The 25327-nt window shown below is 51.5% G+C and carries 32 protein-coding genes and 1 pseudogene; all 33 read right to left on the minus strand.

The features are described from left to right. On the minus strand, positions 1-306 hold the full coding sequence (locus tag ACZF99_RS20300) for a hypothetical protein (protein WP_483606765.1): 306 nt from the start codon (positions 304-306) through the stop codon (positions 1-3). Between the two features lie 82 nt (positions 307-388). Continuing rightward, a complete protein-coding gene (locus ACZF99_RS20305) occupies positions 389-670 on the minus strand; it encodes a hypothetical protein (RefSeq protein WP_483606766.1) in 282 nt (93 codons plus the stop codon). 37 nt (positions 671-707) lie between these two features. Then, entirely contained in the window at positions 708-2108 is a 1401-nt protein-coding gene (locus ACZF99_RS20310; RefSeq protein ID WP_483606767.1) for a tail fiber protein, read from the minus strand. Further along, positions 2109-2666 carry a phage tail protein I gene (locus ACZF99_RS20315; RefSeq protein ID WP_483606768.1) on the minus strand — a complete coding sequence of 186 codons (558 nt, stop codon included), beginning with the start codon at positions 2664-2666 and terminating at the stop codon, positions 2109-2111. Next, complete coding sequence (locus ACZF99_RS20320; protein ID WP_483606769.1) at positions 2659-3771, minus strand: baseplate assembly protein; 1113 nt, start codon at positions 3769-3771, stop codon at positions 2659-2661. The genes ACZF99_RS20315 and ACZF99_RS20320 overlap by 8 nt, the downstream gene beginning before the upstream one ends. Continuing rightward, positions 3764-4096, minus strand: a complete 333-nt coding sequence (locus ACZF99_RS20325; RefSeq protein WP_483606770.1) for a GPW/gp25 family protein — start codon at positions 4094-4096, stop codon at positions 3764-3766. The genes ACZF99_RS20320 and ACZF99_RS20325 overlap by 8 nt, the downstream gene beginning before the upstream one ends. Then, complete coding sequence (locus tag ACZF99_RS20330; protein ID WP_483606771.1) at positions 4093-4485, minus strand: phage tail protein; 393 nt, start codon at positions 4483-4485, stop codon at positions 4093-4095. The genes ACZF99_RS20325 and ACZF99_RS20330 overlap by 4 nt, the downstream gene beginning before the upstream one ends. Continuing rightward, positions 4482-4910, minus strand: coding sequence for a phage baseplate assembly protein V (locus ACZF99_RS20335; RefSeq protein WP_483606772.1), 429 nt, complete (start codon positions 4908-4910; stop codon positions 4482-4484). The genes ACZF99_RS20330 and ACZF99_RS20335 overlap by 4 nt, the downstream gene beginning before the upstream one ends. A gap of 1 nt (position 4911) precedes the next feature. Beyond that, positions 4912-5946 carry a phage late control D family protein gene (locus ACZF99_RS20340; RefSeq protein ID WP_483606773.1) on the minus strand — a complete coding sequence of 345 codons (1035 nt, stop codon included), beginning with the start codon at positions 5944-5946 and terminating at the stop codon, positions 4912-4914. 1 nt (position 5947) lies between these two features. Further along, entirely contained in the window at positions 5948-6154 is a 207-nt protein-coding gene (locus ACZF99_RS20345; RefSeq protein WP_483606774.1) for a tail protein X, read from the minus strand. After that, positions 6151-8517: a phage tail tape measure protein gene (locus ACZF99_RS20350; RefSeq protein WP_483606775.1), complete on the minus strand. Its 2367-nt coding sequence runs from the start codon at positions 8515-8517 to the stop codon at positions 6151-6153. Before ACZF99_RS20350 ends, ACZF99_RS20345 begins: the two co-directional genes overlap by 4 nt. Before the next feature lie 190 nt (positions 8518-8707). Further along, positions 8708-9037: a phage tail assembly protein gene (locus tag ACZF99_RS20355; RefSeq protein ID WP_483606777.1), complete on the minus strand. Its 330-nt coding sequence runs from the start codon at positions 9035-9037 to the stop codon at positions 8708-8710. A 14-nt stretch (positions 9038-9051) separates the two neighbouring features. Then, on the minus strand, positions 9052-9573 hold the full coding sequence (locus ACZF99_RS20360) for a phage major tail tube protein (RefSeq protein ID WP_483606778.1): 522 nt from the start codon (positions 9571-9573) through the stop codon (positions 9052-9054). 14 nt (positions 9574-9587) lie between these two features. After that, positions 9588-11027: a phage tail sheath family protein gene (locus ACZF99_RS20365; RefSeq protein ID WP_483606779.1), complete on the minus strand. Its 1440-nt coding sequence runs from the start codon at positions 11025-11027 to the stop codon at positions 9588-9590. Continuing rightward, positions 11020-11310, minus strand: a complete 291-nt coding sequence (locus ACZF99_RS20370; protein ID WP_483606780.1) for a hypothetical protein — start codon at positions 11308-11310, stop codon at positions 11020-11022. The genes ACZF99_RS20365 and ACZF99_RS20370 overlap by 8 nt, the downstream gene beginning before the upstream one ends. Further along, positions 11300-11773, minus strand: a complete 474-nt coding sequence (locus tag ACZF99_RS20375; RefSeq protein ID WP_483606781.1) for a hypothetical protein — start codon at positions 11771-11773, stop codon at positions 11300-11302. Before ACZF99_RS20375 ends, ACZF99_RS20370 begins: the two co-directional genes overlap by 11 nt. Next, positions 11774-12361 carry a phage tail protein gene (locus ACZF99_RS20380; RefSeq protein WP_483606782.1) on the minus strand — a complete coding sequence of 196 codons (588 nt, stop codon included), beginning with the start codon at positions 12359-12361 and terminating at the stop codon, positions 11774-11776. It lies immediately after the preceding gene. Further along, positions 12358-12681 (minus strand): hypothetical protein, encoded by a 324-nt coding sequence (locus tag ACZF99_RS20385; RefSeq protein WP_483606783.1) that lies wholly within the window; start codon positions 12679-12681, stop codon positions 12358-12360. The genes ACZF99_RS20380 and ACZF99_RS20385 overlap by 4 nt, the downstream gene beginning before the upstream one ends. Beyond that, a complete protein-coding gene (locus ACZF99_RS20390) occupies positions 12671-13009 on the minus strand; it encodes a DUF7210 family protein (RefSeq protein WP_483606784.1) in 339 nt (112 codons plus the stop codon). The genes ACZF99_RS20385 and ACZF99_RS20390 overlap by 11 nt, the downstream gene beginning before the upstream one ends. A 19-nt stretch (positions 13010-13028) precedes the next feature. Continuing rightward, complete coding sequence (locus ACZF99_RS20395; protein ID WP_483606785.1) at positions 13029-14069, minus strand: major capsid protein; 1041 nt, start codon at positions 14067-14069, stop codon at positions 13029-13031. 16 nt (positions 14070-14085) lie between these two features. After that, positions 14086-14478 carry a head decoration protein gene (locus ACZF99_RS20400; protein WP_483606786.1) on the minus strand — a complete coding sequence of 131 codons (393 nt, stop codon included), beginning with the start codon at positions 14476-14478 and terminating at the stop codon, positions 14086-14088. Next, entirely contained in the window at positions 14479-15579 is a 1101-nt protein-coding gene (locus tag ACZF99_RS20405; RefSeq protein ID WP_483606787.1) for a head maturation protease, ClpP-related, read from the minus strand. Between the two features lie 22 nt (positions 15580-15601). Next, the gene (locus tag ACZF99_RS20410; protein ID WP_483606788.1) at positions 15602-17263 is read right to left on the minus strand and encodes a phage portal protein; all 1662 of its coding nucleotides are present in this window, start codon (positions 17261-17263) and stop codon (positions 15602-15604) included. Continuing rightward, positions 17260-17487, minus strand: a complete 228-nt coding sequence (locus ACZF99_RS20415) for a DUF6148 family protein (RefSeq protein WP_483606789.1) — start codon at positions 17485-17487, stop codon at positions 17260-17262. Before ACZF99_RS20415 ends, ACZF99_RS20410 begins: the two co-directional genes overlap by 4 nt. 26 nt (positions 17488-17513) lie before the next feature. Next, positions 17514-19190, minus strand: coding sequence for a phage terminase large subunit family protein (locus tag ACZF99_RS20420; protein WP_483606790.1), 1677 nt, complete (start codon positions 19188-19190; stop codon positions 17514-17516). A 148-nt stretch (positions 19191-19338) separates the two neighbouring features. Next, entirely contained in the window at positions 19339-19866 is a 528-nt protein-coding gene (locus ACZF99_RS20425; RefSeq protein ID WP_483606791.1) for a hypothetical protein, read from the minus strand. Positions 19867-20117: 251 nt separating this feature from the next. Then, positions 20118-20360, minus strand: coding sequence for a hypothetical protein (locus tag ACZF99_RS20430; RefSeq protein WP_483606792.1), 243 nt, complete (start codon positions 20358-20360; stop codon positions 20118-20120). 464 nt (positions 20361-20824) lie between these two features. Then, positions 20825-21040 (minus strand): hypothetical protein, encoded by a 216-nt coding sequence (locus ACZF99_RS20435; protein ID WP_483606793.1) that lies wholly within the window; start codon positions 21038-21040, stop codon positions 20825-20827. Positions 21041-21056: 16 nt separating this feature from the next. Next, on the minus strand, positions 21057-21734 hold the full coding sequence (locus ACZF99_RS20440) for a hypothetical protein (RefSeq protein ID WP_483606794.1): 678 nt from the start codon (positions 21732-21734) through the stop codon (positions 21057-21059). A 60-nt stretch (positions 21735-21794) separates the two neighbouring features. Further along, a complete protein-coding gene (locus tag ACZF99_RS20445; protein WP_483606795.1) occupies positions 21795-21968 on the minus strand; it encodes a hypothetical protein in 174 nt (57 codons plus the stop codon). An 875-nt stretch (positions 21969-22843) separates the two neighbouring features. Beyond that, a pseudogene (locus ACZF99_RS20450) lies at positions 22844-22996 on the minus strand (LuxR C-terminal-related transcriptional regulator); the annotation flags it as partial. 118 nt (positions 22997-23114) lie between these two features. After that, complete coding sequence (glpK, locus tag ACZF99_RS20455) at positions 23115-24605, minus strand: glycerol kinase GlpK (RefSeq protein WP_483606796.1); 1491 nt, start codon at positions 24603-24605, stop codon at positions 23115-23117. 241 nt (positions 24606-24846) lie between these two features. Continuing rightward, on the minus strand, positions 24847-25281 hold the full coding sequence (locus ACZF99_RS20460) for a MarR family winged helix-turn-helix transcriptional regulator (RefSeq protein ID WP_483606797.1): 435 nt from the start codon (positions 25279-25281) through the stop codon (positions 24847-24849). Between the last annotated feature and the right edge of the window lie 46 nt (positions 25282-25327).

A 25327-nucleotide genomic window follows, 5' to 3' on the forward strand; every position in this document is an offset into this window, starting at 1 on the left:
CTATCCTCTCCCTTCGGTTTCTTCAAGCCGGTCGATCCTCTTATGTGCTTGCTTGGCCGACTCTTCGTTGCGTGTGACTCGTTCACTCAAGGCGTCAATCCGCTGACTCTGCATGCGTTGCTCAAACCTGATATCATCGACCCCAGATCGGATGTATCCCAAGTCATTTTTTAACGTTGTAATCGTCTCGGCGTCCTGTGCGACGTCTTGCCGTACCGATCTGGCCCGGCCCGCCCACCCTAGCGCCATCCCGCTTAACCCCGTCAGCACGGACACAACTGCGGTTATTATTGTGACGTCCTTCATGCTCCCTCTCCCCTCCCAAAAAATCGCCCACGGATCAGCTCCGATGGCACAAAAAATACGCCTTGCGGCGCTTCCTGTGGGTTTATTCTGCTATTGGTTCGGTGACTTCATCGGGATAGTTCTCGGCAAGGTAGTCATAGGGGCATACGCCGACGGTACCGCCCTTGTTTTTATAAACGTACTGACCAGGCAAAGCCGTGAGCGTGGTCGTGCCGTTCTTGAGGGTCACGGATTGCAAAGCACCGGCGGGCGAAAAGGCTACGGTAACACCCATGCCCGTGAGTTGGATTATCTCCTGAATCGATGCGAAATCTTTAAGCTCTACTGCTTCGACGTAATCATTCGACCTAAACATTCTGATCATTGTCAACACCCTTCGATATGTTTTTCATTTCGCTTAATCATCCCCACGCCATAACGGTAACATTATATGATGTAGCCAAGCGTTGATTATATAAATACAAGTTACTTACTAACTCGTCCTGAACAGAAAAGAAACCAGCCGTAGATGCGGATTTGGACAAATATAATTGCATGTCACTCTCCCCGTTAAAACCTACGGAGTAGAAGGTTTTTATCGGGTATAATGTACCGCCAGTGAAGTTGTCAAGACGCGCGGCTAGAGCCCATCCAAACCTTTGAATATTGGAATTAAAGTCAGGCTCGGACGTTGCATAAGCAAGCAGTATAGACGGCGTAAAAGGTACGGTAAACTGTTGCCAAGATCTTTGAGTTAGATTAGGTAGCCGCGTGTAATAGTATTGTTTGGGCTCTAAGGTACCTAAAACCCCAAATAAATTAACCCCACTTTTGATATTCCCGGGTACAAGGTCGGCGTCGCCTAATATCGTAATTGGACTGCTGTAATATCCGGCATCCTTTGTTTGGTTGGCCGTACCCGGCGTTACGGTACCGCCTGCGCCTCGGTTCGGCATACTCCCTGTCAGGTTGTTCCCGCTGGCGTTACTAAACGTTTTACCGGCCAATACATCCGCCGCTGTCGCATTCCCGGTCGCCTTGATAATCGCTGCCATTTTTGATAAGAGCGAATCCCAGCTCTCACTTGTGGACGCTGATATCCCCTTGGCAATGAGTATGTCCACCACCTCTTGCTTACGCTCATTGCCAAATTGAAAAGCCTGTGACGCTGCCTCATTCGCCGCATTCGCCGTGTTCTGCGCCGCCATAGCTGCATCATATGCCGATTTGACGGCCTTCGATGTCGCTGCACGATCCTCGGCGGTGCTGTTGGTGGCATTGGAGAGCTGGACGATGCCTTTTTGTGTCGTGGTGGCATCATTGATCTGTATTCCGGCAATAGCATCAGCCAACTCCTCCTGTGTGACGTATACCAGGGATTCGTCGATGTTGGCCGTGATGTCCGCCGCTGCTCCGACAAAAACGTTCATATTCAACGCCTTCTCAATCACCCCATCTCCTTGCGGGGTAATATAGTCGGCCGTCGCTCCGGAGTTGGCGTACATATAGAGGATCTCACCGTCGTCCGGATCTTCGGCAAAAATACCAACCTCCCTTAAGTAAAACCCGGTTGTAACGTCCTGGTTGGTCAATGTCGCCCCGATGAGCGCCCGAGTTGAGCCTGCTGGACGTTTGAGGCGTGAGATGGCCAGGTCCTTGACTGGGGTAATCAAAGCGGTCATACTCTCCAGGGATTGCCCGCTCAGCGTGCCGCTCCCTACCGCCATTCTCGTATAAACAAGTTGGGCGCCAGTCTGCGCTTTTGCCTGCAGCTGACGCCCCTTATTGGTTAATGCATAGCTCCAAGAGCTCACAAAAATCACCTACCCTATTGTGATAAACTCACCGATGTGCAACATACCGCCATAGTACATATCGCGCGCCTCGATGGTCTCCTCCAGGATGACCGCCTCAAGCCACGCCGAGAGTCGCTTTACCGAGTCGATAGCCTGTACAAACTCTTGCGCCCTCTCATTTGTAGCCGACGGATCGCTAGTGCGTACACGGAAATATCCCGGCTCGCCGCCATACTCAAACCATTCTTCAACCTGGCCCGTCCCGAATAGGATCGCTATCAATTCCTCAACAGCTGCGGGTGTGCCTTTCCGGCGGTGGAAACGAATGGCGTTTTTGACCAATTCTCGTTTTTGATCGATCGGCAGCGATGCATCGTAAAAATCCACATGCAGCTGCCAGGCCATTTCATCCGCTTCAACATCGTTCAGCGTATTCAACCGGTCGAAAATGGACAGCTTTGAGATAGCCTCCGTTGTTTGCCTTAATTCTTCCTGTATGGATTGAGCAGCAGCAGAAAGCGCCGGGTCACTCCTCAGGTTCGGGGGTAACAAGTCCAACAGGTGCACATTCTGGATGTCAATCATCTTCAAGCCCTCCAAATGTCACGCTAATAGTAGCGTCTTGAGCAACTTGGAAACGTGATAAATCCACAAATGTCGGTTCTGTGACCTGTACCCTTAAAGCACCTGCAGCCATAACCCGCTTGATCAGTTCCGAGGGATTGATGTCTCGGCCAAGTTTGGACTTTTGCCAAAGTACATATTCGGCCACAGCGGCCGTCACTGCCTGTTGTATTGTCGTTGTCTCGGCAGCCCGCGAACGGTCTACGTAATAGGTGAGGTTGATATTATACGGGACCGCTGCGGGGGCTTGCGCCGTCACTTTATCTGTAAGTGGCCGTACTTCCTTTTCGGTTACCGTTGCCAATACATCGTCCAACATGTCCTGGGTCGGTATCTCCCCTCCATTCAAGAGAGGGACCAGTACAACCTCCACGGCCGCAGGCGATTCAACCGCCACATCGATGATGGAGCTGCTCGCAGACTTCGCCCAAAACTCATAGGCCCCCGCTGGGCCGGCTACGCTAAATGACTCCGGGGCCGATCTGATACGTTGCCGATATGCATCGTCTGTCTCCGTATCCGTACCGCCGGAACTCTCTGTGGTATTGGTAACGCTCTGGACAAACGGAAGCGGGTCTATCAGCGCATTTAGTTGGCCGGGGGTAAAACCATTCCCGGAAACCCCCGGGACCGAACACAAGGCCGGCACGCTGCCTGTAACCGCTCCTGCGGGTATCTGCAGCACGTCCGAGGTCACGAAAAACAGTTCTCCTCCCCCGCCTTGCGGCCCGACCCGGGTTCCGGCCGGAATGATCTGCGCCGAGGCAAGCGGAATAGAAAGGGAAAATTGTAATGTTGTCCTCGCCGCCTCGGCGGGCAGCCTGGTCGTATCGTACATTTCGCCAATGTCGTCTAACACTTCTCCTGTCGCATAGCGCAGCAGGTTTTGCCGAGCCGTTGCATTGATCAGCACCCGCTGTTGCACGATGATTTGCGCCAGCGACAATAAAAAAAGGCGTTCCGGGTCCGCTGGGTAAAGAGTACGGCCCGTAATCGCCTTGTGCACAGTCAAAATGCTGTCGATAATCGTCTGAGGATCATCGTCGATAAACTTTAAATCAGCCAAGATCGTTCACCTCCTCGGCTAGGGTGTAATAAACAATCGGGGTCAGCGTGCCAGCTTCATCGTCCTGGGTAAAATCAACCTGTGTGATGGTCGCCCGGGGTTCATACTCGGCCACAAGGGAAGTAATCAGCCCGGCCAGACGAGCACGGAGGATGGGCAAGGGATCATCCATAATGCTATTATCCAGACCTAGCGACCTCGCAAACGGAACGGACCCCATGGGTGTAGCGACCAGTGTACGAATGTTTTGCCCCACTTCATCTTCAAGAGTCTTTGGCCCGAAGGATATCGGCGGTTGCATACGCATATCCACGGTATAGATCATTTGACGTATTCCTCCAACGTGATATTTACTGTGGCCGCCAGCACATTGCCCTTGGCGTCGATCTCATCCCAAGTTTGCTCCAACCCCGTTATGACCCATAATCCGACCCCGACACCTTTGTCGCCGATCATCAGCGGTACAGCCTTCCCTTTTCGGTCCAACTCCGTCAACTGGTCGAGTTCCTTGCGCGGATTGATCCCAAGCCGCGCGTCAAATCGCACGCTAAAAGATACCGTGTCCAGTCCCGGTCCGATAAACTGGGTGAGGGGCTTTTTGCCAAGCACCTCATGGCGAGCGTAACGGCCGGCGCTATTGCGCGTAAATTCCGATAATGTCCGCAACAGATCAGCGCTCACCTCGAACACCACCGGACCCAAAGAGCCGATCATAGTGGCTCACCCGCCCTCGTGATTGATGCGGCCGTGATCGAGCCGGTGACTTCCAAATCCCCTTCGATCTTGACGCCGCTGTTGGCCTTGACAACCAACTTCCCGGCTTGCTTGTCATAATAGACATAGCTGCCGTCCTCAAACCAAACACCGCGCTGCTCCGGATTTCCCGGGGGCGTATTTTCGTCGTTGAAATATGAGCCAAGGCAAAACCCAGCCTCCAATCCAGACCCCAAAAAGCAGCACAGGACTCTATTTCCGACGGCAGGGAGATCATTCCCCATGGCCCATCCTCCCCGGGTCAGCACAGGGAGTTGATCGCTGACCAAATCATCCCGATCCGGGAAAGTAACCCTGACCATGCCCGCAGTGGTATCCACGCTGGATACCGTCCCAATGCGCAATAAATTTTGTATAAGTCCCATGTCACCACCCCAGTACTTGCCGAATTTCGATATCAGTCGTATACCCGCCGCTACCTAATTGGTGAGTCGCGGATACAACCAAATACTTGCCGTCGAAGTTTCCAAACCCTTCGATCATGATCGTCACCCCCGCGGCTAAGCGAACATCACCGACAAGGGTCAATCTGGCCGCGCTCATTTCTTTGTTCTTTTCTCGCAGGGCCTTTTTGGCCTTGCGCATAGCCTCCGCTTGGCTACTGGCCTGCTCGTTGATCTTTAATATAGGGCCGATGCTCGGCGCTCCTGGTGGCTTGTACGTGGCCTTGATCGTCTTATTCGACTTAGCTTGGGTATAACTGATCTCGCAAGCGATGTACGTCGCGTAAGCAGCGCTCCACCCGAACTCATAGCTTAAGATGTTATCCGTGCCACGGGTTAATGTCAGGACAGGGGGGGCCTTCTCGTATTCGAATTCGTCGAATAACACAAGCTGGCCGCCTGTGACCTTGATCGCCACGCCTTCCGACTTGGCCTGCTCGCTCAAAAATTCGATGTCAGATTGATCCGTTTGGTCCAACCTGTCGTAGCTGTATGTCTCTTTGATCAGGTAGTTTAGCTTTAAGCCGGCTTTTTTTGCGACTTCTGCAGCGATCGTCTTGAGCGTCACCTTTTCCCAAGCCTTTGTTCGCTTTTCCTGCCGGATATTCGCCGCAATCGGCAGGCTTACCGCCTTGATACTGACTGCATCCGGCGGCCCCGAGAATGTGAAGGAATCAACCTCGAAACTGCCAAGTGGGAGTTTTGATACCTCTCCGGGTTTGCTCCAGTTGATCGTCCGGATCTCCGCTTTGATCTTGTCGCCTTGTAGCGGAGCCCATTCAGGACTTTGCCAAAGCCGATCCCTGTCCTGCAGCGAGATGGAGATATCATCCAAACTCCCTGGCGCTGCATCTGTATACGTAAAATCAAAGGCATCCTTGGCGATATCGAGTGATAATCCGACTCCGTTATAGGTCAAGTGAAGTTCTGCCCGGCGAGCATCCTGCATTTTATCCATATCATTCCCCTCGCTTCCAAGGTGGTAAAGTCGCGGCCTGCTGCGCGGGGATGGCGGGCACATCCAGCAAAACCCCGGCCGAAAAGACCGACGTGCGGATGTGACCGGGATTTTGCTCCATGAGCAGAGCTGCAAACCTCTCATCCCCAAAAAGTTTAAAGGAGATACCGTCCCAGGTATCTCCTTGAATAGTGGTGTACTGCATCATTGCAAACTCACCCTTTGCTGCTTGTTTTGCAATTTTTTAAGCATCTGCTCAAGCTTTTGGAGAGACAGTTCGGATGCTTGGGCTACCTGCTGCTGCACATCGGCGCCGCCAGAGATGTTATAGTGTGGCGAAAACTCAACGTAAATGTCACCACCACCTGCTCCGCCTCCACCAGATCCAGCACCACCGCGAGAGTCCAACAAGCTCTCCAGTTTGGACAGTGGCAGCACCGCCTCCTGCTCCGCCCCCTCGCCGATCATCGCCAGCGTCGGGCCTGTTGTGATGGCTCCTTCTGCAAGCATTGGGATTTGCGGTAGATCGACGCCGAAAGTTTTGCCACCAAGCCCGGGCACCCAATCGGGGATGTCAATGCTGATCGATCCGATCTTTTCAAACGCTTGGTTGATCAGGCCGATTACAGCATTGATCGGGACTTTTAGTATCGAACCAAGTGCGGAAAACACCCCGCTGAAGATGTCCCGAACGCCTTCCCAGGCTTTTCCCCAATCCCCGGTAAAGACACCCGTAATGAAGTCCAAAACGCCTCCAAGAGTGGTCATCAGACCGTTGAAAATGCCGGAAACTGAATGTATGGCGGCGAGTACCACGGCCTTAATAATCGGGAACGCGAAGTTGAACACGCCGACCAAAGCGTTGATGATAGGCTTAATGAAGTTGAACAGCGCCGATATGGTTGCGCCGAACTTGGTAGCCACGGAAATGATTGACGGCAGCATGGCCGTGAATGCCCGCGACACCGCCGGCACAGCATCGTTCGCGATGAAGCCGAACACCTTAGAGACGATAGGCCAAAGCTTGCTTTGCAGATAAATGCCGATCGGCAATAGCGCTTTGCTTACCTTCAGGAGAGCTTGCCAAAATGTAGTTCCAAATTTCATGGCAAGTGGCACAATCGCTTTAATTGTTTTCCCAACCGATCCCAGAGCGTTCATAATGTCAGGAGCAAAGCTTTTATACGCAGATGCAGCTTTATCCACCAGATCGATAATATGATGGAAGAGATTTCCGAAACCCGAACTGATCTCATTGGCATCTGCATCGTCCATGCCGAACATTTTGGCTAAACTAAATCCAGCGCCTGCGGCATCTCCGGCAAACAGGGTTCGGACAGTACCGTATAGCGTGTTTAGAGGTTTAAGCCACTGGCCCACCTTGTTAAATGCCTTACCCGCCACATCCATAGCGACAGGGATATATTTTGTTATCCAGTCAGCAACCCGGCGGATCGTCGGTGCTAGCTTCTCTCCAAGTTGCAACTTCGCCCCGTCGATGGCCGAACTGAGCAGGGTCATCGATCCAGTGAACGTATCCATTTGCGTGTTGGCCATGTCCATGAGCGCACCGTCAGCGCCGGCTATAGAACTCTTCAAATCTCCATATTCCGCACCAAGCCCGTCCATTATCCCGGTAAAAGTCTTCATGTGTTCTTTACCGGCTATCATGGAGATGTACTGCGCTTTCTGGGCATCGGTCATCTTGTCCATCTTACCCTTAACTTCAAGCAAGACGTTTTCCAGACCCTTAAACCTGCCTTGGGAGTCAAAAGCCGAAATATTCAGCTCTTTCATAGCTTTCCCGGCCGCTCCGGCGCCACTAGTCAAGTTGGTCACGATAGCATTCATCGCCGTACCCGCTTCGGCACCTTTAAAACCCCGGTTGGCCAATATGCCCATCAACGCGTTGGATTCTTCCAGCGGTACGTTAAAGGTTTTGAACGTACCACCTGCTACCAGGAATCCTTCCATCAGCGCGTCGATGTTTGTATTCGCGCGGCGAGAAGTTTGGGCTACCTTATCCAGGTACCCAGGGAGTTCGGATACTTGAATACCGAGTGCGGACATAGAGTCAGTGACCAAATCTGAAGCGCGGCCCAAGTCTATTTGCCCGGCCTCAGAAAGCCGTAGCACCGGTTCAATGCCCTGCAGCATCTGTTCCGTATCCCAACCGGCCAGGGCAAGGTACTGAAGCCCGTCCGCTGCTTCTGCAGCCGTTTTGGAGGTCTTCGCCCCCATTTCCTTCGCTTTATTCGACAGTTGGGTAAATGCGTCTCCTGTGGCTCCTGACACCGCTTTTACGTTTGCCATTCCCTGCTCAAAGGTCGCAAACGTATTTACTACGTCTTTTACGCCACCAACGATTTTGGACAAAGCAAAGGCGCCTGCTGCTATAGCTCCTGCTTTTTTCAAAGCGTTAGCCATTGACGCGCCGGCGCCTTCCGTCTTCTTCATCTCGTTTCGCATTTTCCCAAACTGTCCCGAAGCATTATTAAATGTTCGGTTAAAGGTTGGATTTATCTTGCCACCAAGCTGAAAAATTGTTGAATATGTTTTTTTGTTTGCCACTACCGCCTGCCCACCCTTCTGTAATGGGTTGGTTTTGGCTGCCGGGCGGCCCGCCTTTTCTCGACGTTCTGGTGTGCTTCAAACCACTTGATTAAGTCTCCAAGAGGCTGACAAATCCAGTATTCGATATGTGAGCCCGGAATAGAGGAAGAGAGGATCAGGATGATCTCCCTCAGATACTGCAAATCCCTTATTCCGGCATCATTAAAAAATTGGCAGCCAACTGCGTGACCTGGGTAAAGTCCTTGGCCTTGAGAGCCCGAATGAGTTCAATCGGCTGTTTAGCTGCTCTCGCTGCGACAGCCATCTGATAAGATAGGGACGTCGCCCGCGCCAAGGAAACTTCCTCCGGGTCAATCCGGCGTGCCTGTTTGACGCAAACGATTAAGTCCTCGGCGCTCAAATCGTCGAAATCGAGGGTGAGCTTTGTCACCGTCTCCCCATCGAATTGGATTGGTTTAATCAGGGTGTACAGCCTTTCATCCGCCACCGTTTCGGTCATTGCTTCTTGTTTTGCCATGGCTTAAACCCTCCTTATTGTCCGAGATTCGCCCGCACTTTGGCTCTGTAATCGACTCCGTCAATGACGCAAATATCATTAAATCGATCGATCTCAAGCGCGGTCGCCCCGTCATAAATTACCTTGATATAAAGCACCTCAACCTCGTTACTGCTTTCCATGGGGTTACCGGTATTGAGGCTCCCCAGTGTTGTGTTTTTGGGCATCGACCGCATTGTGACTTTCAAAGGTACTTGCAATGTCTCGCCCGAACCTGTGTCCAGGACATCAATAGACCCACGAAAATCAATCTGCTGTACTTCCTGCCGAGCAAGTTTGAAAGAGCCCCCTTCCAGCGTCCGCCAGTTGATCGTAGCTGACATCGATCCAAAAAGGCCCAACACCGGCATATCGATTTCACCAGGAATGCCGGCACCAGTGATCGTTTGCGTCATAGCCTCCAAATTAGGCAACTCAACGTCGGCAACGCCCAAATAATCACTGCCGTTACGGTATGCGTTAAAGCTGTTTAGGGTTGATGGAATCTGCTTTGGCAAGTTCTTTCCCTCCCTTACGCCGCGATTGCGGCAAGATATGATGCGTCATACTCAAGCACAAAATCGATGACCTGCGCCGGAGACGGCGGCGTCACGTAGATGTGAAATTTAAGTTTGCCGTCCATGATATTCTCCGGTGGATTTTCTTCCGAAAGGAACTCCACCCGGCCGCCTAGGATATACCCATTCGACGCCAGGCCATTGAGCCAAATGTTAACACTATCCGTAATGGCTTCTACCAAGCGCTTGTTTGTCGCACTATCGAGATATCTCCAATAGGTCAGCGTCACAGTGTTGGCGATCCAGTCCATCATGCGCCGGACTGGGATAAATGCGCTTTGCGGATCGGTCTGCGCCGGGTAGGCCCCGGTACGGTTCCCACGTGTGGCCCAACCGCCGATAAAATTCAGGGCGGTATGGATGCCGGCGGCGTTCAGGTATTCGGTGTGTTCCGGCCCGAGGGCAAGCTCTCGATCATCAGTCAGCGTGCCGTCAATCTCCATGCCCTTGTTCGACGGCGACAAACTAGGGATTCCGGCGTTCCCGGTGTCTGTCCGGCAAATCACACCAGCCAGGTGAGTCGATAGACGGTACACCTTACCTGACTTGGTCACTTTCGGGTAGGTATTAAATTGCCGTGGGTCCGTGTAGCAATTTTCCTCTTTCCAAGCCGGCGCCTCCGTATACTGCAGGTTGGACGGCAGGTCTGTAATCGCCTGTGCCCGAAAATGGTTGTTGATCAACGAAGCTTTTGCGACCATCACTGCCGCAACTGTCGGGTCATCAGACCAGCCTGGGGCGATCACAATCCCCGGCACAAGCCGGAACCGTGGGAACACTTGGTTGAGCAGTTCTAGCCCCGTGGCGGCCAGCGTCGTGCTGTCCACGCCGCCGATAATGTCGGCCGCATTGACCTTGCTCGCATCGATTTTGTCGTATCCAATCTGCAGCGAGGCGTTGTTGGTGATCGCTCCGCCTGTCTTGGCAGTCAAAATCAGTTTCCCAGTAGCATCAAAGCTCAGCGTATAATCCGTGTCGAGCACGTAAGTCGTTGATCCATCGGTATTTGTTACGGTAACAGTGCCCTTAACAATGCCTTCAGGCAGTGTGGCTGTGCCATCAACGAGAGTCACAGCAGCCGGAGAAACGGTCGTTTTATGTTCCGCCGGGTCCAGAACGTTAATAAGCACAATCGGGGATTGTTTGTAGAGCTGGAAGTGGGAATAGATCACTTCACTAAGCGTATAGTCCTCCCAATCGTCCGAATACCCGAAAGCATCGACTGCCTCTTGATACGAGTAACATAGGATCGGGACATTGACAGGCAGCGTTGAAGCTTTGGAAAGATTAACCGGTGCTGTGCCGATCGCCACTGGTAGCGTAAAGTTTTGCTGAACCGGGGTAATGACCGATCCTGGAACCTCAGATACATAAATCCCATGTCTTTCAGCCATTCGTGTGAGCTCCCTTCTTTACAATTTGATAGGCGGCGTATAGGGTTGTTCCAGGCGTATTGACGTCTTTTTTTGCGCGTGTAAGCTCGCCCACCGGAACAATAAGCACGGCTAGCTCCGGATATTGCTTAATCAGACCATCCAAATGTTTCGGCACGCCGCCTTTAAAGATCGAGAAGCTATTCAACCTGCCGCCAGGCAATGGCGGACCAACATAAATGAGTTGGTCAACCGGCTTTAATTCTTCAACACGAGCTGCAGCCCGTTTTTTTTCAGTCGCCAAATAAATCAACCTCCTGTCTTACGGCTGGAAGTTGCCACGTGGTTTCTGCCCCACCAAAATAAAAAGGGGCAACATCTTCCTCGTGCAAGGCCCAGTCATATGGGTAAATGATCTTGTATTTGCGATCGATGAATCGCTTTGCGAAAAGGTGTGTTTCGATCCTGCGCAGAATATTAAGAACCGTTCGGTGACCCTGCTGATCAGGCGATTCATCATACACCCCGATGATCAGTCCAATTTTGCATGTTGCCGCTTCATCTTCACCTGCGGTTTCACCTTCCATAACACGGACGATGATATACGGGAAATGCTCGGAGTCGTCCTCCACCTGCTTGTCTGGTAGTCGCTGAGGGTAGACGTTCAGTGTCGCCGGCTCGCCGCGGGCATTAGACGTCTCAAATCCCACAAAAAGAGCCTTGATCTCATTGACCAAGGCGTCTTGTAATAGGTATGGCGTTGACATTTAGTTGCCCTCCATGATTCGTTTGATCTCATGATCCAATCGCGTTTCGAAGGTCTTGGCGGCTTCCTGCTCGACAAAGGCACGTACACTCCGATTATCAAGCATTTGAGGTACCGGAGGACCAAAAAGTCGTTCAATCGGCAACGCCGTCCAGTTTCCGCCTTTCCCCTTCTTACCCTTGGCCCCTGGCTGCCGCTCAAACACCTTGTTGCCGTTGACCGACGCAACGAATGCTCCGACAAGCCGCTTGGCGCCGCCTGATTTTTTTACCTGGACCTTAAGCGCTTTTGGTGGCTTAGCATGGCGCGGCACCCGAGGGCTCACCTTAAACTTATCCAGCCCCAAGGCCCCCGCACTCGACTCTACCGCAGCTGATAGTGACGACTTGGACGCTCTTCGGACTGTAAACGTAGAGTTAACATCTTTAGCCTTGGCCGTGTACTCTTCCCGGACCTTCTTTGATGCATTCGTTTTGACGTTAGCCGCCGTGCGGTTTAATGCCCTCATAATGGCAAGCGGCGCCTTCTTGGGATATTGTCCCAGGCGCCGCTCAACCTCCTTCAGCTTTTCGGCATCGACCGTAATCACGATTTGTTCCTCCGCAGGGTGATGACGTACGTTTCATCGTTCGCCTGCACGTCGGACACGTAAAAGGTGTGATCGTCAATTTTCATTCGTGTGTCGATAACCGGCTTTTTCTCAAAGTCCGATTTTTTCGCGTGAAATAAAAAAGACGCGCCATATACGCCGTCCGTTGGGTTTGATGCAGATGATTTTCGTTTTTGCAGCAGATCATCGTCGATGATGATCGTCATTTTTTTGTCGTCGACTCGATGCTCTTCGCCAAATTCGCCGAGGTTAAAAAACACCTTCTCGACGTCAGCCGCGAGCTGATCTTTAAAGTTCATTCAGACCACCAGCAGTCCACTGCTCGGCGTACCATTCTTCGTATTGAGAGATGCGATCCTCGGATTTCCCGGCAGGATCAATCAGCAACGTCTCCAGCAATTCTTTTTGTTCATCCGCCTTCAACTTTGCAAATTGCTCAGGAGTGGTCAGGTCATCAAAAAGCGGATTATCCTTGTCAGTCTCCGATTCATAGGATGTTTTCCCTTCTTCCTCGGCTGCCCCCAACTTAATTAATCTCTCTGCTTCTGCCTTTGTAAGTCCTAGGATTTCATCGCCGTGCTTGTATTTCTCGCCGTTATGAATAACGTTTTTAATAGCTTTTATCATAGCTAAACCCTCCCTTTAATTATTGCATTACCTTTGCAACAGCCCAGCCGTTAACGTCAAGTGGAATCGGGAAAGGACGGGACAACAATTGAAGGAAGCGCGCCGCCGGCTCTTTGGAAGTCCACGACTGTGGCGTGATTTGTGCCTTAACATATTGGAATTGCCCATTATCGCCCATAATCACATTGGCGCCATAAGCGAATTCGAAAGGCTTACCGTCAGGAAGCATTGCGAGCGTTCCCGCAGGAATGAAATCAACCTCTTGGCCGTCCTCATCAGTGTAGCTAGCGGTTAAGCTGTAAACGTGGAGATCGACTTGAGCAAGGTAGCCATGGTAGACAACCCCATCGGGAAGAATATCTTGGTTGAGGTTACCCGCGGTGATGACAGAGTTATTATTGATCTTGGCGATCTCAATAACTTTCGGGTGACGCATGATCCGTTTGCCGACCTTGAATGTAGTGAGGATTACGCGCGGTGTTCGTCCGCTCTTTTGCATCACGTCCTGTTTGATTTCCTCAAGAATGCCATATACATCAGCATTATCATTATCAAACAGGTCAGTCCCCGAGAGCGTATAAAGATTTTCGAAATCGTAATCCAACTCCTGATTTACACCCTCACCGATCTGCACCACTTTCCCCGTAAACATAAGGCTGGACGCCATTTGCATCTTGCGCTGAGTGATGGTGCTTGTCAGATCTACGATATCTTGAGTGAGGAGTTTTTGAGCACGCACCTCCGGGCTGTCCGGGTTGTACAGCGACTCTCCAGCTTGCCGAACTTTCAGGTCAATGGTCGTAATGGCACGCATCGGTTTAACAAGGGCCGGTGTATATTGTCTTGCTGTAAAACCCGTCCGCAGCACAATCTTACCGGGAAGCAGTTCGTTTACATACGGAGCGATTGGCTTATGGCCTTTCTTTGTTTGGATTTCGATCTCTTCTTTTTCAAAAGTTTCGCCCTCCGAAAAGAATTGATCCAAGATGTATGTGCTCGGCTTAGGCATAGCCTCGACTACACGAAACAGGTATGGAAACGAATAAATGTCTTTTGCCATTGTCAGGTAAACCTCCTTATTTAACTACTCGTTTTGTGATGATTCCGATTTTACGAAGGGCGTCTTCGTGCGTTGCAATGGTATCTGTACCGCCAAATTTAAGGGCATCGCGATTAAACTCGCCGTCGGTATACGCAACAGCACGCACATCAGATGTACTAGCATCAACTTCCACGTCGGCGAGGATAGCATACGGATCTTGCGAACCATCCGTAGACGTGGAGTTTACAGGTAGCATGATCGGAGTGCCTGCGTACACGTCGGTTTCAGCAAGCTGAGAAACCTTCCCCAACACCGTGCCTCGAGTTACAATGCCGGCGCCGCCTTTTACGATAATGGCAATGGCTGTAGGCGGCTTTACTCCACCCGCAAAAAGATCATCAAATTTTTGGCTTTCGTAGGCTGGCATTTACACCAATCCTCCTTTTTTCGCGATCAATTCCTTGGCGAATTCGACCATTGCGTTGACAGATTTCTCCTCGTCTTCTTCATCCTTTTGACCAGGAACGGCCGGAGCCTGTGCGACAACCTCAGTAACATTGCTATCTTGAGAATCTTCAAGGCGATCTTTTCCTTCCGCCTTAACCCGTTCAGCCGAGGCTTGGACGATCTTCATCGCAACCTCTGCGGCTGTTTCTCCACTGGCAATTGCATCGGTGATAAATTGAGCGGCCCCGGGCGCAGTGGCCAGAGCATTCAAATCAGCAATACGCTTGCGCTCTGCTTTAATCGCCTCTTGAGTAGCAGCACCCATGATTTCTTGCACCAGATCAGGGTGTTTTGCTTGCAATTCTTTAAAATCCATTGTTTTCGGTTCCTCCTTTGTTGGTTCAACTGGTTTTTTTGCAACAGGGCCTTGATCCAGGTTTTCTATATCTTGTTTTCCCAGGGAAGCAGTAAGAATTTTTGAACGAACTGTATCCAAGACTTCCGGCGGTAGTTCTATTCCGAATTGCATGCTCGCAACCGGCGACAACTCTTCAGCAGCAAACATGATTTCATCAGCAAACCCGAGCTCGACAGCTCTCTTTGCGTCGAAGAACGTTTCGTTTTTCATGAGGTTTAGAATCTCTTCTCGAGTTCTGCCGGTCTTGGCGACATATGCGTTGATCATTCCTTCGTCTACGCTAGATAACATCTGGGCGCTTTGCTGGTGAACTTCCTCGTTTCCTTCTGTTCTGGTCATCGATCGATGAATGAATATCTGTGCAGTTGGAGAGATTAAGACTTTATCCGCTCCCATAATGAACACTGACGCTGCGCTGCCTGCAATAGAAGGTATTTTTGCAGTTACAAAGCCTGAATACTCTTTGAGTGATGTGTAAATTTCAGAGCCTGTCCAAGTTGAACCGCCGCCAGAATTAACATATACTTCAACATCCTCGCCGTTCGCCTCTTCAAGCGCATTATCCACTAATGACGGGCTGATATAAGGTATCCCTAACCAGTCATAAATCCACGCATTCTCATCACCAACAACAACACCGCTAAGTTTGATTTTCTTTGGCATCTTTTTTCCTCACCCCCTTTCATTAAGTCTCAGCGTCGGAATCATCTTCACGGTCATCCTCTTCGCCGCCTTTGCCATCGCTTGGCTGGCGTTTTGGCGCTGAAGCCTTGGCGCCACCGGACAACCCTAATTCTGCTAAGCGTGATTGCTCATAAGCCCGTTGCTCAATGTTCTGCTCCCACGATCCGCCAGTCAGTTCGGTTGTTTCGCGCTCGGCCGTAGAGAGATTTTCGTTGATGCGGGTTACCGCAGCGTCCACTTCTTTGGTCGGATCAAGTAGGCCCTGTGACGGTCCGTGCCATTCAGCTTTTGTGTAAGCAGCAAAAATAGCCGGGTCATCAAAGATGCCAGGCGCGTCAATTCTTCCTTTGGTTACGGCTTCGACAAACCACTCTTCATAAATCGGTTGGCAGAACGACTTTGCCAGCCATGACCGGCGCATGCGGTACATTTTCCAGGCTTCCAACAGGGCGCCGCGGGAAGCTGAATAAGAGTTGGTAAACTGCTTGGTGAGAATTTCGAACGGCAATTCCAGAGCTGCCGCAATCTGTCGCAGCAAGGCATTCACGAACCCGACATAATCCGGATTAGGGCGAGTCGGATTTGCGAACTGCGCTTCCTCTCCAGGATCCAAATATACGATAGCTCCCCGTCCCATCTTGATGTTGTCCCCGCCGGTCCCTGGGATCGGTTCGTCGTATTGATTCTCCGTCTCCGGCTCCTCCATGCCATATGCTCCATTATCTTCCTCAGCTGGACTTTTGATAAAAACGGTATACATCGCGGAGATGACCGCAGCCATCAATTCCGCCTCGGTGTACTGGTCCAGTTGCTTGAGTGACTCAATAATCGGAGAGATAACCGGGATTCCCCGGCGCTGCCCGGGTCGTTCCGCTTCAAACAGATGGATAACGTTCAACCTCCCGGTACGCGCCCCATACTTCTCGACTCTCACCCAATCTTTTGGCGCTAAGGCTACCCTATCGCTGCCCGGGTGTTCGTTCGAAAAGTGGTAAGCTACAACCATGCCGTCAGCGTCAACCTCCACGCCGGACTGTATTCGTTCAGGATTCTCCAAAGCCTTGGTTAGTGGAGTGTCGCACCGATCGGCCTCGACCAGATTAATCCTTAGGTCATAAATAGAATGTTTACGCGGCAACATCGGCAGCAAGGCGAACACGTCACCGCTCATCAACATTGATAAAAAGGCCAGGGATTGGAGCTCGTGAAAATCATTCAAACCGGCTGCGTCGCACTTTGTTGATTCGGACCACAAAGACCATTCTCGATGTATGCTATTTCGCAGCTTTTTCGCCTGGTCCTTGCTCAATCCTAAAAAATCTGCGTCGAAAGCCGGCTTAAGCCGTAGGCCTGTACCCACAATGTTGGTCCTCAAACCTTTATGCGCGGCCGCAACAATATCGGAACCCATATGCAGATCCCGCGCACGCGCCCGGAGTTCATTAAGGTTTTGGTGGATGTCGGCATCGGCGTCTCCGATTGGTGTCTGCCACATGACCATGGATTTTTTGGTCCTGCTGGCTCCATGACGGCCGTAGCCTTTACCGTAACTACTCAGGACGTTTTGTACCGCTTCATGCCGTGCAGCTTCAGCTCGGGCTGCGGCCCGGCGCTCTGCGATGCTGGGAGCAACATAACCGATGAGTTTATCAAGCTTGTTCATAAATCAAATGGGGTTATGCTCCTAACCTTCGTGCGGCGCCGGCCTGTCTGCAATTCATCGCAAAGTCGGCCGTAGTATTTTTTTCGCTCCAAAACAGTTGCCATATCAGTTCTCGTCAGCGTCCGCCCCGCGATGCTATATGAGGCAGCTGTCGCAAGTGCGATCTCAGCATCGTGCCACAGCTTATACATTGCCTTTGCTTCTTCAAGTGTCATTTTAGGCATTTTCCCCTTCACCTCCTTTCATAGGGTTACAAGCTGCTTGACGCCCCTTTTTTGCGCCGTTTTTTTACTGCTCCTCCTCCGGGAATAACCTTTGGTCCGTTCGGTTGTCGCTCGATTGGTAGAGAAAGGTTTGGTCGCAGTATCTCGATGACCGCGCGGTTGTAAACTGCAAGGTCAAACGGTTCGTTCCGGTCCCTAATCTTTCGCCACGTCTTGTATTTTTGGCCGCCAATCACTTGATAGAAAGGCTCCTCGGCGGTTAGACCGAGGAAATAATCCTCCGTATACCCTTGCTCCTCACCCGGGAAGTGGCAATAAAGTGGACCCGGTTCTTTCACATTGAGGCTGTCGAAGATTTTCACCTTACCGTCATCTACCCCCAAACTCCACAGGATGGCACCCTCCCGCTGTGTCTTTGACTTTTTATAAATAAACGGGATATGCTTCGCAGTCTTTGGAGTGATCCCCTGACCTTTGATGGCGTAGATGCGGCGGTAATTCCGCGGCCTAGTGAATTCGTAAACCTCTTTGGTGTAGTGGCCGCCGGAGTCAATGCACGCGCCGATGATCCGAAATTCCCGGCCACCTTCCCCGATCCACGAACGGGTTAAGAATTCGTCCAGCTCCCTCCACGGCCCAGGGGTGTCAAGGTTCCCGGGTATTACGTGGTACTCGATCCGCCAAGACTCCTTACCCGCTCCCCATCCAATGACCTCCACCTCAAACCGGTCATCCTGGGTATCGACCGCGGCCGTCAGGACTTTCACCCCAGTTGGTACTTCGTATTCATAAGCTTCTCGGCGAGCGGCGAGCGTTCTTTCGTTAATGCCCTCACCCTTTGTTTCCCACGGCTCACCCAGAACGGTATTGATAAATACTTTTAGCTTGTCAACTCCCTCTCTCTTCGCAACCAAAAAAGCCTTCGTAACCTCGCGCCAGTCTGACCAAGGGCTAGAAAGCTGGTTGATATGAAAGCCACGTCTGGTTGAGTGTTCTTTACGGGCAATCCACTGTCCCTCTCCGTGCTTCCATTCCTTTTCTGATCCGGTTAATCCGCAGTATGCGCAACGATGTTCGGCCTTTGTTACGACGATTTCGCCACTCTCAGACACGTAATGATCGTAAACAATCCCGTCTTTAAAGCGCAGAGGTTGCAGTTCCCCGCAATGCGGGCACGGCAGGCACCACTGTTCCATCGTGCTATCCTGATAAAGTTGGTAGATTCGGGATGTTTCCTTATCCACCGGAGTCGAAACAAATAGATGACGCCTCTTATGCCGATAGGTTTTTGTTCGGGCCGTTGCCAGCGCAATAGGATCGCCCTCATTTCCTGACGAAATTGGAAAGCTGTCAACCTCGTCGCAAAGGACGACCTGTATAGGGCGTGATTTAAGATCGTCTGGGACGTTCGCTCCCGCTATTGCAACGTACCCACCAGGGAAAGACTTCTCCTCAATCGTGCTCCCGCTCCCCCGAGACTTGGCAGCTTCAATCTTCGACCTTAACGCTTCGGTGCTATTGAGCATTGGACTAAGCCGTTTTTTGGAATAAGCCTGAATTAGGGTGTCGTTGGGCAGCACATGCAGAATAGGGCAAGGCTCTTGATCAATGTAGGAACCAGTCACATTCAAAAGAAACTCCGTTTTCCCCACTTGCGCAGAGGCCATGATTACGACCTCTTCCCATTCCTCGATGGAGTTCATAATTTCTCTTTGATACGGTGCCCGGTCAGTCCGCCATGGACCCGGCTCCGCGCTACTTTCCGTGGTCAAGATCCTGTTTGCGTCTGCCCACTCTGAGACCGTAAGGCGCCTCTTTGGCTCCCACTGCTTATTCGCTCGGGCGAATAGATCAACTGTTTTCTGAGCTACCATGATCTGTTTCGCCCCCAATCTTGTCTGGGGTGTACTTCGCCAGGGCGGAAAGCACGGTCTCAATTTCTCGGCGGACAACCGCCTCCACGACTTCAGCGGGCTCGTTTTCACACTCTGTTGCGATCCGACTCGGTACACCAAGCAGCCGAGATTTTGTTGTCAGGATGAGATCGGAAAGGAGCCGCTCGACGTCGGCGGCAGCATGCAGGTTTCCCTTCATTCGTTCTAATTCGAGAGCCGCCTTTTCGGCTTTTGTCTTCTCGTGCTCAGTCTTGAAATCAATGAGCCGCGGCTTTTTGTCATCCTCCTTGCCACCAGAGGCGTACTCTATGTAAGCCTGAACCGCATCGCCAAGAATGTATTTCCCACGCTCCACTTGAGAGAGGATCTTTTCTCCCGTCAACTGGCGCACCCAACGATCTGTTTTCCCGATAACGGCCGCAAATTCACCGGTGCCGACGACTCTCTCATGCAGTTTTGTCTCTTCCGCTTTCTTTTTGGCCATTATCTCACCTCAACTTCCGTTTTTAGCCGATTTACATGGTTTTCCCGCCCATTCGCTTAATTCGAAGCGAAATTCAAAAAGCCCCGAATCCTGACGATCCGAAGCGGAAGCGGAACTAAAATTTTGAAATAATTTCTAGCGGGAAATCGGGGTCACGCGCACCCGCAGTCCATCTCGACCCCCAGAAGGACCCGTGACGCTCATATCGCCTCGTATTGCCCTTATTTCACATTCTACGTGATTTGTTCGTCTCAATCATCAAATGCATGTGCGGTGCCATTCTGTGCGTCTGGTGACGTTTCCCATTCAATGCCGTTCACAATATCAATCGACCGTGGCAAGACACGATCAATCATAGCCTTAGGTATCATAGTTTCAAGCGCGGGCCTAAGGGCTAACTCTCGAAAGAACTTTGCTGCCTCTGTCATATCCTCTGAGATTCCTACTGCGCTGGTCTTTACGATAACCAGTTCTTCATCAGTTGCCCGCTTCACGGCATTCGCTCCTTCATCTGCTGCAGCATCTGGTCGACCTCACTAATCTGTCGCTCTTGTTCTTGGAGTACGTGATAGGTCGTGTACATGTCATAAGCCTTGTCAACGATCATCATGACCAGAATCAATATGAGGAGCACATATAGCGCTCGTTCCCAATTAAAAGATCTCATCATAATCAACCCTTTCTCATCTCATATCTACGCAGTAACTCATCCGAGTGCATGCTGCATTCTTCCGCCCATGCTATTGGAACCTCAAGACCTGCATCAGCAAATCTCTCTATAGCTGCAACTAAGTCCGCGTGCCTTTGAGTGATGCTCTCGTAAGAGTGGTCGGTTTGCTCTAACCATAGCCATTGGGGCATTACTCCCCGTAGTGGTTTTTGAAGCATGATCTTTCCCTCGCTTTCTTTTGCAATATAAAAAGGCCACCCGTTTGGATGACCTTGAATTGCCGTACTCTTATTTCTTCCAGCTTGCTTTACATATCTGGTAGATATAAAGCAGCTCTTCCTCAGAACATTCCTTGAGACGTTCTTTATGCCAGGACCACACCTCTGTATGACCGCCATAATACTCACCATATCTCCGTACAATCGGGTGATTCATTACGGTGTAGTAAGGTGTTGTCCCATTTACCAATGACACCAAATCATCTTTGTCCAGATCCAACTGCATGATGCATCCCCCTCGTTTAGAACTGATCATGCATACCTACATCAAAGCGCCTTTGTGACGCATGCAGGAATGCAATGATATTGCCGTTGTTGTTCTTGGGAAGATTCTCGAAATGATCTCTTACCTGCTCTTCCCATTGATCTATCGTAACGTCATATGAGATCAGATACTCGATTTGGTTAATGATCCATTCTTGCTGCTGCTCTGTGACTCTCATATGCTGTTTGTTTTTCTTTTGTTGGAAGTATTTCAGATAGGTTTTTATATACCCAAACTCGTCGCTTGTTAAAGCGATGTATTTATTTAATCTTTTATCATTCGTTATTATATAATCATTCGTTATTAGTGTTGGATTTTCCAGTTGTGGAAAACCCGATTCTGGATGAATTGATGGGCTTTCGAAAATATCCATCTCCCATGACATGATTTTACCCCGGCCGTCCTTCAAAACATAACGCTTGACGTATCCGAATGACTCGAGTTCTTTCAGGCCGGCGCGGATGCTGTCTTTTCCCTCGGTTGTATGCTTCACCAGCTCATCCAGGTAAAAGCGGAAATTATCCGGCTTGGATAGCATGTAGGCCAGCAGCCCGCGGGCTTTGAATGAGAGGCGTTCGTCCTGGAGCGGATCGTTCAGAATCCGGGTGAATGGCGGCGCTGCCTTGCCTGATTTATTGACTCGATGTGTTGCCACCTCACTCCCCTCCAAAATAAAAAGCCGCCCATATTGAGCGGCCTATGGATAAATCCTTATTTAATCAGAGAAACTCTCGTCCTTTACTTGGAGCGCTAAACTAAGCGCGCTGCTTTCATCAATAGCCTTTTTTTGAAAAACTATCTTATTCGAATTTTGTTCTTTAATCACCGCATACCATCCATCTGGTCTATTGGACGCTACAGCAAGATATTCCTTCTTTTGATTATTCACAAAAATCACCTCCCAGCATCATATTTCGACGCCAGGAGCCAACTTCCTGCTATTCCCAAACGATCCTTTCTGAAAGGGCATCTTCATCTCCGGACGCCATGATGTCCCAGCATGTCTCGCAGAATGACGCTCCTAAAGTTGTATGGCACTTCGGATCTGGAGCATTGCAAATCGTGCATTTATCTGTCGTCGGCCTCTTAGACTTGCCCGTTTCTTGGTCAACCAGCATCGCCATTCCTCCTGACATAATAAAGAGCGGTAATTTATCGCGGCTACCGCCAATCCGCATCGGTTCAGGCTTTTTGCAGGGAAAACAGCACCGACAAACGCGAAACCCTAAGCGGAGAAGCGGATTCGAACCGCCACCATCAGCCCATCCAGGCGAGCGTGCTATCCATTACACCAACCCCGCATAAACTGCAGCATGCCGCTCGAACAGCGCGTACAGGCCCATTGCCGACATGCCGCATTTATTCCGCCAGCCGACCAGGTGCGTTCGCGACCGCGCCTGCCGGGCTTACAGCAGATATGCCCCTTACTACCTCAAGCTACGTAAAACGTAACCCTCAAGCAGTAATAAGTGGCGCCGCCTCATATATCCTCATCCAGGATTTGTTTGCACACAATATACTGCGATTCGGTACATATGCGGCGTGTGCTAGGAGAGCCGGATCGGAACTTTGCACCATCACGTTTTTGGCCATCCGCGGCCGGCCATGATCCAGGGCGTTCACGCCCCATCGGTGTCCTCTCACTCGAATCTCCATGGTACAAGATTATCACGTTAAAAACGCCGCAACTCACAATGTTTTCTCATTTTTTTCTTAATTTTTTCCTTGAAATTAAAGCGAATTTCGTTTGTGTGTTTCAAAATACATTACGTTGGAAATGTGATTACGGACGGTTTTCTCACTGATAAACAGTTGCCCGGCAATGTCGCGCGTCGTTTTATCCTGCACGAGAAGCTCGAAGACTTCCCGCTCACGATGAGTTAACAGAAATTTGCTGTTACGATCGCTGCTCTTCAAAATGCGTCACCCCTCCTTGCTCGGGTTTTGTGGTTTAACAAGGTTCAGGGATACAGTCAACACATCTTATGAAAGAGCAGGGTTAATGGTGCGGTGCCGCAAAGAATTGGGCGGTCCGTTATTTAAAGGCCATTGCGGCATGAACCGCTTTTAGCCAGCCTTGGTAGAGCGCTTCCCGCGTAGCCTGCGGCATGGCCGGTTCAAAGCGGCGCTCCAGCCGCTTGCACTCCGCGATCTCATCCAGATGTCCCCAGTAGCCTACCGCCAGCCCCGCTAAAAAGGCGGCCCCCAGCGCCGTCGTTTCGCCAATCGCCGGACGCTCCACCGGGACGCCGAGAATATCGCTTTGGAACTGCATCAGGAATCCGTTCGCTACGGCCCCTCCGTCCACTTGCATGGACCGCACGGCATACCCGGAATCTTGCTGCATCGCGCCAAGAACGTCTCGGGTCTGGTAAGCCAGCGCCTCCAGCGTCGCCCGGATGAAATGCTCTTTCGTCGTGCCTCGCGTCAAGCCGAATACGGCCCCGCGCACATCGCTGTCCCAATACGGGCTGCCGAGCCCGACGAAGGCCGGGACGACGTAGACGCCTTCGGTCGACGCGACGCGCACCGCGTAAGTCTCGCTGTCCTTCGCGTCCCGGAACATCCGCAGCCCGTCGCGCAGCCATTGGATGGCCGAGCCGGACACAAAGATGCTGCCCTCCAGCGCATACTCTACTTTCCCGTTCAACCCCCAGGCCAATGAAGTAATCAATCCGTGCTCGGACAAGACGGGGGTATTTCCGGTATTCATCAGCATGAAGCAGCCGGTTCCATACGTCGTTTTGACCATCCCCGGCTGGAAGCAGGCCTGCCCGAATAGCGCTGCCTGCTGATCCCCGGCCGCCCCGGCGATCGCCACCTCTTCCCCGAAGAAATGATACGGGATCGTCGTCCCGTACACCTCGGAGGAGGATTTGACCTCGGGCAGCATCGCCTTCGGTACATCCAGCAGCGCGAGCAGCTCGTCATCCCATTTCAGCTCGTGGATGTTGTACATCAGAGTCCGCGACGCATTGGAGTAATCCGTCACGTGCAGCCGTCCGCCGGACAGCTTCCAGATCAGCCACGTATCGACGGTGCCGAACAACAGCTCCCCGTTCATGGCCCGTTCGCGAGCACCTTCAACATGATCGAGGATCCACTTGACCTTCGTTCCGGAAAAATACGGATCGAGCAGCAACCCGGTTTTGGCCCGAAACAGGGCATCATGGCCCGCTTCGCGCAGCTCCTCGCAGATCGAAGCCGTTTGCCGCGATTGCCAGACGATCGCCGGATAGACGGGGCGGCCGCTTTCTTTCTCCCAAACGATCGTCGTTTCCCGCTGGTTGGTGATCCCGATCCCCGCGATTTGCTTGGGCTTGATGCCGGATTCCGACAGGCAGGACGCAATGCCCGACAGGATCGACCCCCAAATCTCGTTCGGGTTCTGCTCCACCCAGCCGGGCTCGGGAAAATACTGCGGGAACTCCCGCTGGGCCGAGTGGACAATGTCCCCCCGCCGATTGAACAAGATGGCCCGCGAGCTCGTCGTTCCCTGATCCAACGCCAATATGTATTTATCCATACCTTCCCCTCGTTTCACACGATAGAATAACGCTTACATTCCTCCTCTTATCATAACCCGACAGCCTCAGGCGCGTCATCTCCGCACCCGCCTCATTTTCAAATTTAAGATTTCAAAATTTTATCAACATATCGCACCGATAGAAACTTCCGGTTCTGCCGCCGAAAGACGGCGCCGATGCACGCAAAGAACCGCGGGATTCCCCCGCGGTTCTTTGCGTGTGCTGCCCTTCTTTGCCCAACTAAGGTTTGTAGTTTCTCGAGAACTTCTCCAGGATCGTAATCAGCATCTCCAGTTCATCCGTGCTTAACACGGATAAATGCGTTTTCAACACTTCCCGCGACCTTTTCCGGGCTTCCGCCAGAACCTCGGATCCCCGCTCGGTTACCGACAGCAGTACCGCCCGCCGATCCTGTTCGTCATGCCGCCGTTCCACGTAACCGCTCTGGACAAGCCGGTCGATCATGACCGTAATCGCGCTGGGCTTCACCTCTAGCTTCTCGGCCAAATAGCTGACATTGCAGGTGTTCTTCTGGGCGATCAGCGTCAGCATATGAAATTGTGGGCCGGTCAAGCCAAGCTCCTGGTGATGCATCAATTCGCTCTTTACTTTGCGGAACGAGCTGGACCACACCGACTCGATCCGATCTATATAATTGTCGAGATCAGACGTCAACCTTACCCTTCCTCTCTCCAAGTTGGAGTTATCTCCTCCAACACCT

The sequence above is a fragment of the Paenibacillus sp. JL3B1040 genome, assembly GCF_057063165.1.